The 13,005-nt window shown below is 60.7% G+C and carries 12 protein-coding genes and 3 pseudogenes; 10 read left to right on the forward strand and 5 right to left on the reverse strand.

Features of this window, described 5'->3' with window-relative positions; genetic code table 11:
• The first annotated feature begins 27 nt into the window (after positions 1-27).
• Both F6X39_RS10295 and F6X39_RS10300 read left to right on the forward strand, forming a co-directional pair.
• Positions 28-762 carry an SDR family NAD(P)-dependent oxidoreductase gene (locus tag F6X39_RS10295; RefSeq protein WP_187616568.1) on the forward strand — a complete coding sequence of 245 codons (735 nt, stop codon included), beginning with the start codon at positions 28-30 and terminating at the stop codon, positions 760-762.
• Between the two features lie 72 nt (positions 763-834).
• Positions 835-1,432, forward strand: a pseudogene (locus F6X39_RS10300) (NADPH-dependent F420 reductase).
• A 13-nt stretch (positions 1,433-1,445) separates the two neighbouring features.
• Here F6X39_RS10300 and F6X39_RS10305 read toward each other — a convergent pair.
• Positions 1,446-1,898, reverse strand: a complete 453-nt coding sequence (locus tag F6X39_RS10305; protein WP_187616529.1) for a winged helix-turn-helix transcriptional regulator — start codon at positions 1,896-1,898, stop codon at positions 1,446-1,448.
• Between the two features lie 195 nt (positions 1,899-2,093).
• On the opposite strand from F6X39_RS10305, the gene F6X39_RS10310 reads away from it, so the two are divergent.
• On the forward strand, positions 2,094-2,714 hold the full coding sequence (locus tag F6X39_RS10310; RefSeq protein ID WP_187616530.1) for an NADPH-dependent F420 reductase: 621 nt from the start codon (positions 2,094-2,096) through the stop codon (positions 2,712-2,714).
• A gap of 159 nt (positions 2,715-2,873) precedes the next feature.
• Here F6X39_RS10310 and istB read toward each other — a convergent pair whose 3' ends face one another.
• The 4 genes from istB to F6X39_RS10330 form a co-directional block, all read right to left on the reverse strand.
• Positions 2,874-3,548: an IS21-like element helper ATPase IstB gene (istB, locus tag F6X39_RS10315; RefSeq protein WP_222945176.1), complete on the reverse strand. Its 675-nt coding sequence runs from the start codon at positions 3,546-3,548 to the stop codon at positions 2,874-2,876.
• An 85-nt stretch (positions 3,549-3,633) separates the two neighbouring features.
• Positions 3,634-3,945, reverse strand: a complete 312-nt coding sequence (locus tag F6X39_RS10320; protein WP_187616532.1) for a non-heme iron oxygenase ferredoxin subunit — start codon at positions 3,943-3,945, stop codon at positions 3,634-3,636.
• Between the two features lie 37 nt (positions 3,946-3,982).
• Positions 3,983-4,969, reverse strand: a complete 987-nt coding sequence (locus F6X39_RS10325; RefSeq protein WP_187616533.1) for a 2Fe-2S iron-sulfur cluster-binding protein — start codon at positions 4,967-4,969, stop codon at positions 3,983-3,985.
• Between the two features lie 190 nt (positions 4,970-5,159).
• A complete protein-coding gene (locus F6X39_RS10330) occupies positions 5,160-6,062 on the reverse strand; it encodes a LysR family transcriptional regulator (protein WP_187616534.1) in 903 nt (300 codons plus the stop codon).
• Between the two features lie 108 nt (positions 6,063-6,170).
• On the opposite strand from F6X39_RS10330, the gene gtdA reads away from it, so the two are divergent.
• From gtdA to F6X39_RS36695, 7 genes and pseudogenes are all read left to right on the forward strand, one after another.
• Entirely contained in the window at positions 6,171-7,217 is a 1,047-nt protein-coding gene (gene gtdA, locus F6X39_RS10335) for a gentisate 1,2-dioxygenase (protein ID WP_187616535.1), read from the forward strand.
• 23 nt (positions 7,218-7,240) lie between these two features.
• Positions 7,241-8,503: an aromatic ring-hydroxylating dioxygenase subunit alpha gene (locus tag F6X39_RS10340; RefSeq protein ID WP_187616536.1), complete on the forward strand. Its 1,263-nt coding sequence runs from the start codon at positions 7,241-7,243 to the stop codon at positions 8,501-8,503.
• The gene (locus F6X39_RS10345) at positions 8,500-8,976 is read left to right on the forward strand and encodes an aromatic-ring-hydroxylating dioxygenase subunit beta (RefSeq protein ID WP_410449997.1); all 477 of its coding nucleotides are present in this window, start codon (positions 8,500-8,502) and stop codon (positions 8,974-8,976) included. The genes F6X39_RS10340 and F6X39_RS10345 overlap by 4 nt, the downstream gene beginning before the upstream one ends.
• 53 nt (positions 8,977-9,029) lie before the next feature.
• The gene (locus tag F6X39_RS10350; protein ID WP_187616537.1) at positions 9,030-10,091 is read left to right on the forward strand and encodes a maleylacetate reductase; all 1,062 of its coding nucleotides are present in this window, start codon (positions 9,030-9,032) and stop codon (positions 10,089-10,091) included.
• A gap of 137 nt (positions 10,092-10,228) precedes the next feature.
• A pseudogene (locus F6X39_RS10355) lies at positions 10,229-11,587 on the forward strand (MFS transporter).
• Positions 11,588-12,363: 776 nt separating this feature from the next.
• Positions 12,364-12,633: pseudogene (locus tag F6X39_RS37585) on the forward strand (carboxylesterase family protein); the annotation flags it as partial.
• 23 nt (positions 12,634-12,656) lie between these two features.
• Positions 12,657-12,785 carry a hypothetical protein gene (locus F6X39_RS36695; RefSeq protein ID WP_262413824.1) on the forward strand — a complete coding sequence of 43 codons (129 nt, stop codon included), beginning with the start codon at positions 12,657-12,659 and terminating at the stop codon, positions 12,783-12,785.
• The last annotated feature ends 220 nt before the right edge of the window (positions 12,786-13,005 follow it).

The raw sequence follows: 13,005 nt of genomic DNA on the forward strand, positions 1-13,005 counted from the left end.
GTGCAACTCCCACAAAGGATGCACAACATGACCAGACTAAATGGAAAGACCGCTGTAATTACCGGCGGCGCTACCGGCATCGGCCGCGCCGCCGCAAAGCGCTTCATCAAGGAGGGCGCGTTCGTCTTCATCTTCGGCCGCCGGCAGGATGCGCTAGACGCCGCTGTGGCCGACCTCGGGCCGAATGCCCGTGCGGTGAAGGGTTCGGTTTCCGATCCGGCCGACCTCGACCGGCTCTACGCGGCGGTGAAGGCAGAGCGTGGAACCCTCGACATCGTTTTCGCCAATGCCGGGACGGGAAGCGCGCTTCCGCTCGGCCAGATTACCTCCGAGCACATCGACGAAATCTTCGACACCAATGTGAAGGGGACGATCTTCACGGTCCAGAAGGCGCTATCGCTGATGGGCCAGGGTGGTTCGATCATTCTGACGGGATCGAGCGCCGGCACCACGGGCGCCCCAGCATTCAGCGCCTACAGCGCGAGCAAGGCGGCCGTGCGCAATCTCGCGCGGACCTGGGCGGAGGACCTGAAAGGCACTGGCATCCGGGTCAACGTGCTATCGCCCGGGGCGACGGCGACCGAACTCGCGAAGGAAGCGCTAGGCGAGGAAGGTCAGAGGGCTTTCGCCGCGATGACCCCGCTCCAGCGCATGGCCGATCCGGCGGAGATCGGAGCGGTGGCCGCCTTTCTTGCGTCGCCGGACAGCAGCTTCATGACCGCCAGCGAGGTCGCCGTCGACGGCGGTCTTGCGCAACTCTGACGCGCTACGCCCTGCGGTACTCCATTCGATTATTCGGAGCGCCGTAGGGCGTGATAAACGGAAGGAAAATATATGAGCTACGCAATTGTCGGCTTCGGCAAGATCGGCTAGGCGCTTGCCAGAGCGTTTGCCCGCAAGGGCATCGAAGTATCCGTTGCGACCACGCGCGACCCGGCAAGCTTTGCAGCCGATGCCGCCGCAATCGGGCCCACGATCATGCCCACGACCCTGGTGGAAGCCGTCAAGGCAGACACATCTTTCTGGCTGTCCATATCGAGTCGCACCCGGATGTCGCGAAGGCGCTCCCCATGTGGCAGGGGAAGATCATCGTCGATGTGACCAATGCCTACGGCGTGCCCCCAGAGAAACTGGAAGGACAGCCTTCTTCCAGGGTTGTCGCGCAGGCCTTCGATGGCGCACGACTGGTCAAGGGCTTCAATCATTTGGCCGCCGCGGTCCTGGCCCAGGACCCGGCCGTACATGGTGGCAGGAGAGTCGTATTCCTGGCGAGCGACGATGACGGCGCAGCAGTGGAGATTGGTGCGCTTGCGGAAAATCTCGGTTTCGCGCCGATCAAACTTAGCGGGCTTTCGGAAGGCGGACTGCTTGTGCAGGCGCGTGGAAATAGCTGGGGCAACTGATCTTCAAGGACTTGGTCAAGTTCGACTGATAGGCGGTCTTGCCTATTCCTTGCTCTCAGGAAAGACACACCCGCCGTTGCGGACCAACGCCTTCACCGCATCGCTCACCTCGACGGGGCTTCGATTCAAGTCGGCAACAAACTCCTTGCGTCGCCGTACGTACGACTTTGAATCGTGCTTCGCGCTCCAGACGACGATGTTAAGCAGGATGGGGATGAGGTCCAGCCCCTTCTCTGTCAGCGTGTAGAAGTCCTTGCGCCTGTCGGCAGGGCTAGGCGCCCTCGACAGAATCCCTTGCGCCTCAAGAAAGGCAAGGCGGGAAGCCAGAACATTGGTCGCGATTCCCTCTTCCGACTTCAGGAACTCGCCATACGTCTTTTTGCCGGCAAAAACGATGTCGCGAATGATCAGGAGCGACCACCTGTCGCCGAAGATCTCCACGCCGTAGTTCACTGCGCAATGGGACCGGATGTCTGCTTTGCACGTCGTATTCATGGCCAGATCTTAGCATCACTTGCATTCTACAAGTGAAATTCGACGGTTAACTTGTTTTTTGCAAGAGATGTGGCTAGGATGTGTTCACTTGCATTTTGCAAGCAATGTATCGACGCGGTTGTCCGTTGAGCGCGGTTGTGGGATCGCGCCAGCCGCCCACGAATGATGAACTCCATGACAGCGAGGAAATGCGAAATGAAAATTGGCTTTATCGGTGCCGGTCCCGTCGCCCAGACGATCGCCAGGCACACCCTGTCAGTGGGTCACCATGTCGTACTGAGCAACTCGCGTGGGCCTGAGTCGCTCGCGGCCCTTGTGGCGGAGTTGGGTGCCGGCGCTGCTGCGGGAACGGCGAAAGAGGCTGCTGAGCAGGACCTGGTCGTGCTTGCGACCAAATGGTGGAACGTGCAGGCGGCGCTATTTTCGGTCGGCAACTGGAAGGGGAAGATCCTGGTGGATACGACTAACCGCGTTGCCAGCATCGAGCCTTTGGCGCTCGGTGACATAACCGGTCGGACATCGAGCGAGATCGTCGCCGATCTTGCGCCGGGCGCGAGGGTCGTCAAGGCGTTTAACACTGTTCCGATGTCCTGGATCTCGGATTTTTCGCGGTCAAAGCCGAAGACCGCGTTCTTCCTGTCTGGGGATGACGCGGACGCTAAAAAGGTCGTGAGCGACCTTATCGAGGAGATTGGTTTCTACAGTCTCGATCTTGGCTCCCTCGCGATTGGCGGCCGGCTCCAGCAAACTGGCGGACCACTCGTGGGTGTCGATCTTACGTTCAATAAACGGTTCGTCCTTCCAACGATTGACTGACCGAATGGAAACGTGGCGCTTCGCGGAGACTACTGCGAGTGCCATGCGTGCATGGCTTGAGCATTTGGCGTGGTAACGATCTATTCGAGTGCCTATTGTCAGCGGCGGCGTCAATTTCGCGCGAAACGGGCGGTTTGAAACTCACGGTGGTGAACGGCGTCAAGCGGCGAGTTCGGGGTCGCTCTGGTCTTTCATGCGATAGCTCTTGCCTTCGATGACGACGGTCTCGGCATGATGCAAGACGCGATCGAGCAGCGCGGAGGTCAAGGTGCTGTCGTGGTTGAGGATGTCGGGCCAGTGCTTGAAGGCGCGATTGGAGGTGACGATGGTGGCGCCGTGTTCGTAGCGTTGACTGACGATCTGAAACAGGATGTCGGCGCCTTGCTGGTCGATGGGCAAATATCCGAGTTCGTCGATAATCAACAGGCGCGGCTTGGCGTAGCGGCGCAATTCACGCTTGAGCCCGCCATGGGCACGGGCGGCATTCACCGAATTGATGATGTCCACGGCCGTGGCAAATAGCACCGAGTAGCCGCGCAGGCAGGCGGTATGGCCCAGCGCAATGCTCAAGTGGCTTTTGCCCAGCCCGACGCCGCCGAGGAAGATCACGTTGGCGTGCTCCTCGATGAAGTTCAGGCGAAACAGATTCTGGACCTGCAGACGATTGATCTTGGTGGGCCAGTTCCACTCGAATTGGTCCAATGTCTTGAGTACCGGGAATCGCGCGAGCGCGACGCGTCGGGCGACGCTGCGATCTTCACGCCGATGCGCCTCGCCTTCGACCAGGCGGGCCAGATACCCGAGAGCCTTTCCGGGGCGCGGATGCGCTGCCACGATTCTTCGGCCGACTCGATCAGCTTGAATGCCAGGCCGAGGAACGTTGCGCCTGTGCCCCTCGGCCAACCACAGAGTCAACGCTCTACAGCCCGACGAATACGTCGCCATTCACGACCCTTACTGGATACGCCCGGATGTCAGTCGTCAGTGGCTCACAGATCGCCTTTCCCGTGCGCACGTCGAACTTGCCCTGGTGCAACGGGCATTCAATTTCATGGCCGTCAAGAAAGCCATCGCACAGCCGCGCATGACCGTGGGTGCAGATGATGTCTGTCGCATAGACCTGTTTTCCGACGCGGTACAGGGCAATTTCACAGTCGCCCGCGTGCACGGCCATTACATCGTCCGTCGGAATTGCGGCAAGCGGGATTACTTTCATCCATCGTTCTGTCATGAGATGCCTCAGATCGGGAAAGGTTGAAGATACGAAATCAGACGGTGCTGGCGTGGAACGCGTCGGCGTAGATGTGGTCAGGATAGATGCCTTTTTGCCGGAACAGGGCCGATGCCGCTTCAACCATCGGAGGTGCGCCTGCAACATACGCGCGCCAGCCCGTCAGGTGCGACCAGTCGTCGGCAATGGCATCGGTCACCATGCCGCTGCGATGACCGTGCGCCTCCCCCGCCGACGCCACGACCACGTGAACCTTCAGCGCGGCATGACGGGTCTGCAGATCACGCAGCCATTCGATGCCGTAAACGTCACGCGACGAGCGCACGCCGAAGTAAACGTGAACCGGATTCGACATCCCTTCTTTCATCATTCCGCGCAGGATCGAGAGAATCGGTGCGAGGCCCGTTCCGCCCGCGACGCACACCACCGGACCATCGAATTTTCGCCGGAGGTAGGCGGTCCCCAAAGGTCCGCTGATCCGCACAGCATCGCCGACCTTCAGATCCGACGCGACATAGGACGTAACCCGACCAGCGGGCACCAGGCGAATATGGAACTCAGCTTCATTACCGTCCTGCGTGCCCGCCATCGAGTAGGGGCGAATATGGTGAGGCGTGAATTGCAGCGTCGCGTATTGACCGGGCGAGTATTCAAGCGGCTTCGACAACCCGAGCCGCAGGCGCTTGATATCGTGTGTCAGGTCGTCCAGGCCTGTGACCGTTGCCTTGATGATCTTCGCGGGATGGACCACGACTTCATCCATTTCGGGAAGTTCGATCACACAGCTTTCGACAAGGTTCGTCTGGCACGCGAGAATGGGCTGACCGGCGGCGATCTGCGAAACGGATTCGTCCTGCCCCGTCACACGTGCGCGGCCCGCCACAACCTTGCATCGACAGGTGCCGCAGCGGCCGGACATGCAGCTGTACGAGATGGGAATCTGATGTGACCGCAATACGTCCAGCAGGTTGTCGCCAGCACGGACGTCGAGTCTCCGCCCGAGCGGGAGGATGGATACTTCCACTGTCGTGTCTCCGGATTTTCCTTGACTGATGCAGACATCGTGAAGCAGATGGCGGTATTGGTAAATGGACGAATCCTGATACGTGTTATCACAGCCTGTGATGAACGCCCGGACGGATGTGGCGGTGAAGACAGTGGATCAGCTGATGCACATTGATATCAGCCTTTTTCTAACGAGGCCGCCTGTAGCCTTAACCGGAAAACAGTTCAAAGAGCAGCGACCGTAGCCACTGGTTCGCGGCTTCCCGGTGGAACTTGGCGTGCCAGAACAGGTTGATCGCAATTTCGGGCAGCAGTGCCGGATGGGCCACATGCGACAGCCCGAAGGGGCCTGCGAACCGTTGCGCGAAGCGTTCCGGCACTGTAGCGATCATTTCTGTACTACTGAGGATTGGACCAACGGCAATATAGTGCTGCACCGTCAGTCGGATTTTCCGCTGGATGCCGCTGCGCTCCAGTACCCTGTCCACTTCGCCGTGGCCCGTTCCGGCGGCCACCACAACCACGTGCTCCGCCCCGGTGAACTCCTCCAGGTTGATCCTGCGCTTGTCTAGCCGGTGGCCCTTGCGGAACATGCAGGCGTAGCGTTGACGGAACAACCGGCGCTGGAAAAAGCCTGCCTTCAGTTGCGGCAGCAGACCGATCGCCAGATCGACATGTCCCATCTCCATTTCGTCCTTGAGGTTCGCCGCCGTGTTGATCACTGTAGTGACGGTCACGCCCGGGGCTGCCTTCGCGAGTTCGTCCATCAAACGCGGGAGAAAGTACATTTCGCCGATGTCGGTCATCCCGATCGTGAAGGCTCGGGTGCTGGTCATCGGATCGAACGAGATCTGCTGGTTCAGCGCGCTGTGAATCATCCCCATCGCATATGGGAGTGACTCCCCCAGTTTTTCCGCGAACGGGGTCGGTTCCATGCCACGCGGGGTGCGCAGGAACAGATCGTCGTCAAATAGTCTGCGCAGCTTCGCCAGTGAATTGCTGATCGAGGACTGGGTCAGGCCAAGACTTTCTGCAGTCCTTGAGACACTTCGTTCGGCCAGCAGGCGGTTGAACACCACCAGCAGATTCATGTCCATCTCGTGTAATTCCACGTCTCCTCCATTCACGATGGTGATGCATCGTATTTTCGGCAATGCATTTACTGATACCGCCCAGTTAGTGATCATACCGACAACGACACGTAACCGGAGACAACCAGCATGCAGGACCACAACTTCGAGCCGCCGCAGGCGCGGGAACGGCGCGAATACTACGATCGCATCAGCCGGCAGAACATGACGCCGCTCTGGGAGGTGCTTGACCGGCTCGTCCCGCCGTTTCCCCAATCGCCGGTTGAACCGGCGTTTTGGCGCTACGCGGAGGTTCGTGAGCGGGTGATGGAAGCCGGGCGACTGATCAGTGCCGCCGAGGCGGAGCGTCGCGTACTGGTCCTCGAAAACCCCGCGTCGCGAGGACGGTCGTGCATCACGCAGTCGCTTTATGCCGGACTTCAGCTGATCCTGCCAGGCGAGGTGGCGCCCGCCCATCGACATACGCAGTCGGCCTTGAGACTGTTGCTGGAGGGCGATGGAGCGTATACGGCCGTCAATGGCGAGCGCGCCACGATGCGGCGTGGGGACTTCATTCTGACACCAGCCTGGACATGGCACGGCCACGGCAATCCCGGCAATCAGCCGGTCATATGGCTTGACGGCCTGGATGTACCGCTGGTGCGCTTTCTGGATGCCGGGTTTTCGGAGAAGTCCGGGGTGACGACGCAATCGACGGGCTACCCCGAAGGCGACAGCCTGAAGCGCTACGGTGCGAACATGCTGCCGGTCGACTATCACTCCGCTGCTCCCGACCCAAGTCCCGTGTTCGTCTATCCCTACGAACGTGCAACGGAATCCTTGCTAGCGATCGCCAGCGGTGAGCCTGACAGCCATCTCGGCTACAAGCTCCGCTACGTGAATCCGGCCACGGGCGGCGCGCCGATGCCTACGATCGGGGCCTTTGCACAGCGGTTGCCCGAGGGCTTCGAGACCCGGCCCTATCGATGCACGGACGGCACGGTCTACGTCTGTCTGGAAGGCCATGGTCACGCCGAGATCAACGGCTCGGTCCATCCGTTTGAACCTAACGACGTGTTCGTCGTTCCGTCATGGGCCGCGTTGCGCCTTCATGCAATCGCGGACACAAACCTGTTCAGCTTCAGCGACCGCCCGGTCCATCAGGCACTTGGCCTCTGGCGAGAGGCGCGCGAGTAGCGCATAGCAACGGAGCAAGTTCAATGACATCTTCTGTATTTCCCGACACCGTCCACTGGGAGGACAGCGGCACGAGCCGGATCCCCTTCATGGTGTACACCAATGAGGCCACGCATCGGAAGGAGCTGGAAAGATTTTTCTACCGCAAGCACTGGTGCTACGTGGGCCTCGAAGCCGAGATCCCGAATCCCGGTGACTTCATCCGCACCGCGATTGGCGAGCGGTCAGTCATCATGGTCCGTAGCCAGGACGGCAACATCCATGTGCTTGAGAACGTGTGCGCGCATCGGGGCATGGCGTTTTGCCGTGAGCGCCACGGCAACCGCAAGGACGGGTTCACGTGCCCCTACCACCAGTGGAATTATTCGCTCAAGGGCGACCTGCAGGGCGTGCCGTTCCGCCGGGGGGTCAAGCAGGATGGCAAGGTGCTCGGGGGCATGCCGCCTGAATTCAGGCTGGAAGACAACGGACTCACGAAGCTCAAGGTCACGACGCGCGGTGGGGTCGTGTTTGCCTCCTTCGACCACGATGTGGAGTCGTTGGAGGACTATCTGGGCCCGACGATCCTGCAATGTTTCGATCGCACCTTCAACGGCCGCAAGCTGCGGATTCTGGGCTACAACCGGCAGCGGATTCCTGGCAACTGGAAACTGATGCAGGAGAACATCAAGGATCCGTATCACCCCGGGCTGCTGCATACGTGGTTCGTGACGTTTGGACTCTGGCGGGCCGACAACCGGTCCGAGCTGAAGATGGACGATCGCCACCGGCATGCGGCAATGATTTCGACGAAGGGCAACGCGCTCAAGGCGTCCGAGGTGTCGCAGGTCGCGCGTTTCAAGGAGGACATGCACCTGCATGACCCGCGTTTCCTGGACATCGTGCCGGAGCCGTGGTGGGGCGGCCCGACGGCCGTGATGACGACTATTTTTCCGAGTGTCATTCTCCAGCAGTCGGTCAACAGTGTGTCGACCCGGCAGATCCAGCCCAACGGCGCCGGCTCTTTTGACTTTTACTGGACTCACTTCGCGTTCGAGGACGATTCCGACGAGATGGTGCAGCGCAGGCTTCGCCAGGCCAACCTGTTTGGTCCCGCCGGTTTCGTCTCCGCAGACGACGGTGAAGTGATTGAGTTTTCCCAGCAGGGGTTCGAAAGCAAGCCTTTCCACCGAGCGCTGGCCCAACTGGGGGGGAGCGATATTGGGGATACTGATCACATGGTGAGCGAGACGCTGATCCGGGGCATGTACCAGTACTGGCGCGAAGTGATGGAGGCTCCGGAATGATGGATAGCTTCAAGGACTGGGTCGCACTGACGAAACTGTATGCGGACTATGCCCGTGCCGTGGATTCCGGCGACTGGAGCCTGTGGCCGGAGTTTTTCACCGACGAGTGTATCTACCGCCTGCAGCCGCGGGAGAATTTTGAGCGTGGCCTGCCGCTCGCGACGCTGTCGTTCGAGAGCAAGGGGATGCTGAAGGACCGCATCTACGGCATCCAGGAGACACTTTTTCACGACCCGTACTACCAGCGGCATATCGTCGGCGTCCCGCTGGTGCATAAGGTCGAAGGCGATCGCACCTTCAGTGAAGCGAATTATGTAGTGATCCGCACGAAACTGAATCAACTGTCGTGGGTGTTTAACGTCGGGCGTTATATCGATGAAGTCGTCGAGACGGCCGCGGGTCTCAGGTTCGCCTCGCGCCAGGTTATCTACGACAGCGAAATGATCCCCAACTCCATCATCTATCCGATCTGATCACCTGTCGTGAACGGACTGCGCAGTGATGCGAGTTCCTATGAGAGCTTTTCATGAAACCTGCTTTTGATTTTTTCTGCCAGTCACCCCTGGTCATGTTTGGCCCCGGTCGCGCGAAGGAAGCCGGTGCGCGACTAGACGCACTGGACAGGTCACAGGTGCTCGTTGTCACGACGGTATCCGGACGGAGCCGCTACGCACCGGTGATCGAATCGATGGGCGACCGGGTGAAAGCCGTCTTTGCCGATGCGCGACCCCATTGTCCGATTGAGGTCGCCAACGTCGCGTTACGTCGCTACCGGGAGGCCGGGTGTGACTGCGTCGTCTCCATCGGCGGTGGCTCGACCATTGGACTGGGTAAGTTCATCTCGGTGGAAACCGGTGCGACGCATATCACCATACCGACGACCTTGTCGGGCTCTGAGATGACGCCGCTCTTTGGTGTTCTCGTGGAGGGAGAAAAGCGCAGCCGGCGGGAACCGAAGGCGCTCGCCAATACCGTCATCGTCGATCCCGCACTGGCGCAGTCGCTGCCTATGCGGGAAACGGCCTCAACGGGCATGAATGCAATGGCGCATTGCGTCGAGGCGCTGTATGTGCCGAAAAGCAATCCACTGACCAGCGAACTTGCGCTGACGGGGATTGATTCGCTGTATCGCGCCCTGCAACTGCTGGCGGACGAACCGGCCAACCTTGAGGCGCGGACTCTCGCTGCCTATGGCGCCGCGATTGGCGGTCTGATGGTCACTTCCGTGGGTATTGGCATCCATCATCGGATCTGCCATGTGCTGGGCGGGCGCTTCGGTGTCGCACATGGGGAAACCAACGGCATCATCCTGCCCCATGTCCTCGCTTTCAACAAGCCGGCGATTACAGCCCAGATGGACGCCATGCGCCCGATCATGCAGGCGTCCCCGGCGCAGGCATTGTACGACGTGGCACACAGGCTGGGCGCGCCGGTGTCGTTGAAGGAACTGGGCGTTGAACGTGACAGGCTCAGCGCGATCGCGAGCGAGTGCATGCATCACATCGACTCCAATCCACGAGCAATCGACGAAGCGGCCGTCTTGGGCATTCTCAACGCAGCCTGGGAAGGGAGGCGCCCCGGCTGTTGAATCATCTCTCATGGGGTGAGTGAGTCGTTGCTCGTGCGGCATCCGCGGTCGTTGCACGCGACGCATGCGGCTTCTTACCCCGTGTCCGACCGAACGGACCCGCATAACTATTAAGCGACGCATTTCAGGAGACAGACGTGACGACGAGAATCGATGTGACGGGCGTGATCGACAACGGCCGGCTTTGCCCATATCACTGGTTGATCATTGCACTGTGCGCCATGTGCCTCATCATGGACGGGTTTGACGTGCAGGCGATGGGGTACGTGGCGGCGGTGGTGATTCGTGAGTGGGGCATCGAGAAGGAACTGCTGGCGCCCGTCTTCGGGGCCGGCCTGTTCGGTATGCTGGTCGGGTCGCTGACCTTGAGCACGCTCGCGGACAGGATCGGCCGTCGGCCCGTCGTGATCGGCGCCACGCTGTTCTTCTCGGCCTGCATGCTGGGCACCGGGTTTGCCCATTCCATTCCCGAACTGATCGGCTGGCGCTTTGCGGCGGGTCTTGGACTGGCGTGCATCATGCCCAACGCGATGGCCTTGACGGGCGAATACAGTCCTCGCCGGATTCCAGTGATGCTGATGATGCTCGTGTCGTGTGGCTATGTCCTGGGCGCCGCCGTCGGTGGACTGATTACAGCCGCGATGATTCCGGCCTTGGGTTGGCGCTCGGTGTTCCTTGCCGGCGGGGCTATTCCCCTGGGGCTGGGCATGCTGATGTGGCTGGCGCTGCCTGAATCGATCCAGTTCCTGATCTTCAGGCAGCGCGGCGACAGCCGGGTTCGCCGCAGTCTTGCACGCGTGTCTCCGGCAACGCCGTTCCCGGAGGACGCGCAGTTTGTGATGGATGAGCAGGAACCGGTTGGTGTGCCGTTCATCGAGCTGTTCAAGGACGGCCGGGCTCGCGTCACGCTGCTGCTATGGCTGATCAATTTCGCCAACCTCCTCGCGATGTATTTCTTGTCGAACTGGCTGCCGACGGTGATGCGCGATGCGGGGCATTCCACGTCCCTTGACGTGCTGGCCGGCACCACCCTGTGGGGTGGCGGGCGGATCGGCACGCTGGCGTTGGGCCGCGTCATCGACCGGATCGGTTTCACACGCGTGCTGGTCACAGCTTTTCTGGTCGCTGGCGTGACGACGGCCGCCATCGGCAATCCCATGGTGACAGCGTCCCCCGTCGCTGTTCTGGTCAGCATCGGCCTGACCGGCTTCGCCATCATCGGCGGGCAGCCGGCACTGAACGTCTTGGCTGCGATGTATTACCCCACGTCCCTGCGCGCCACCGGAATCGGATGAAGCCTCGGAATCGGACGCGTCGGTTCGGTGATTGGCCCGGTAGTGGGCGGGGCGCTCCTGCATCTGCAATGGTCGTCGTCGGTCCTGTTCCTCGCGGCGGCCGTGCCGGCAGTCTCGGTGGCCGGCACGGCGGGCATCCACTTTTCGGGAGGGGTATACGCCGTCGAACGTCCGGCAGGAACGGCGTCCCTTGACTGTTGATATCAGTGATGAACCCCTCATGGCGAAGACGGCGGGTTGTCGGCCACCGGCAGGGCTGATGCTGGCTGCCGGCGATGTGTCGCAGTCTGCACCCGAAGAGTGTTTATCCAGAAGGCCAATAGCAAGCTGAGGCCGCTGGTCATCTCAACCCTGCGAGATCGGTTGTGTATGACAGCAGCGATGCTAGTGCTCGAACCAGTCTTCGGCAGGGCCGATGGCCTGTCCGGTCCGGACGGTCTGATGAGATGCGGTCGAGTCATGGAAGGTTTATTCGTGATTTGAATAGTAAAGACTAAAACATCACGCTTGAGTTCCAGCCCTGCCGGAAACATACTCGGTCGCGGCGGCCACCACTGCCTCTTGGACATGGTGGATACCGGAACCGGGATTTAACTGCCGTGAAGTCGTGACCTACCAAAATACACATGGAGGAGTCCTGATGAGTTCAATGGAGGCCATGAAGCCGACAAGTCTCATCCGTCGCCGTCTGCTGCTCGCCAGCGCTGCCGTGGCGACGGCCCCCTTGTGGGGCTGCCGAGGGGGCGGAAGTGCCAAGGCCGCCACTGTCGTGAGTATGACGTCGGGCAAGTTCATCGGTCAGCCTGACGGCACGACGCTCAGATATCACAGTATTCCCTATGCGGAGCCGCCGGTTGGTCCGCTGCGCACCCGATCGCCGCAGCCTTACGTACCCGCAACGGCGGACGCGGTGAGGGCCAGTTCATTCGGCCCTGCAAGCATCCAGACGTTCAACAGTTCAGTGGTCTCGTGGATCTATCCCACGATTACGCAGCAAAAGCGAGGACAGTCTGACGCTCAACGTATGGACGCCGCAACTCGGCGGGAAGGCGCCTGTGCTCGTCTGGGTGCACGGCGGCGGCCTGCGAAATGGCGCCACCGGCATGCCGCTTTTCAACGGCGCGGCCCTAGCGGCGCAGGGCGTGGTTGTCGTCACCGTGAGTTACCGTCTGAATGCACTGGGCTGGCTCTCCCATCCAAACCTTGCCGATGCGGCCACGGGTACGTCCTGCAACCGGGGGCTGCAGGACATGCTCGCATCGGGCGTCGTGTGGCCCAGTATCAGCACGGCATGGCGACCTGCGTGCGCTGGGGCGAGGCTGGCGCGCCGGTCGAAGCAATCGGGCCCGTACCGAAATCCTCGCAACTGGTGGTATGGGACGACATCCTCGGGTACTGACGTTTGCCTGTCGCCCGCTGCGCACCAGCCGTGTTCAGCGGACTGGACAGGGTCGTGCTCAGGGAAGCGTCCGAAGGTCTGGACTCCGGGCAATAGGCGAGCGGCAGGCCCTAACTGGAATGCATGAATTCAGGTTTCTTGCCGAAACATGATTCATTTTTTATTTTCTCTGACCGTCCCGTGCTGCCAAGGTAACGGTCGGCCAGGAGGCAATGGTTTG

This window comes from Paraburkholderia sp. UCT2 (assembly GCF_014397665.1).
GTDB lineage: Bacteria > Pseudomonadota > Gammaproteobacteria > Burkholderiales > Burkholderiaceae > Paraburkholderia > Paraburkholderia tuberum.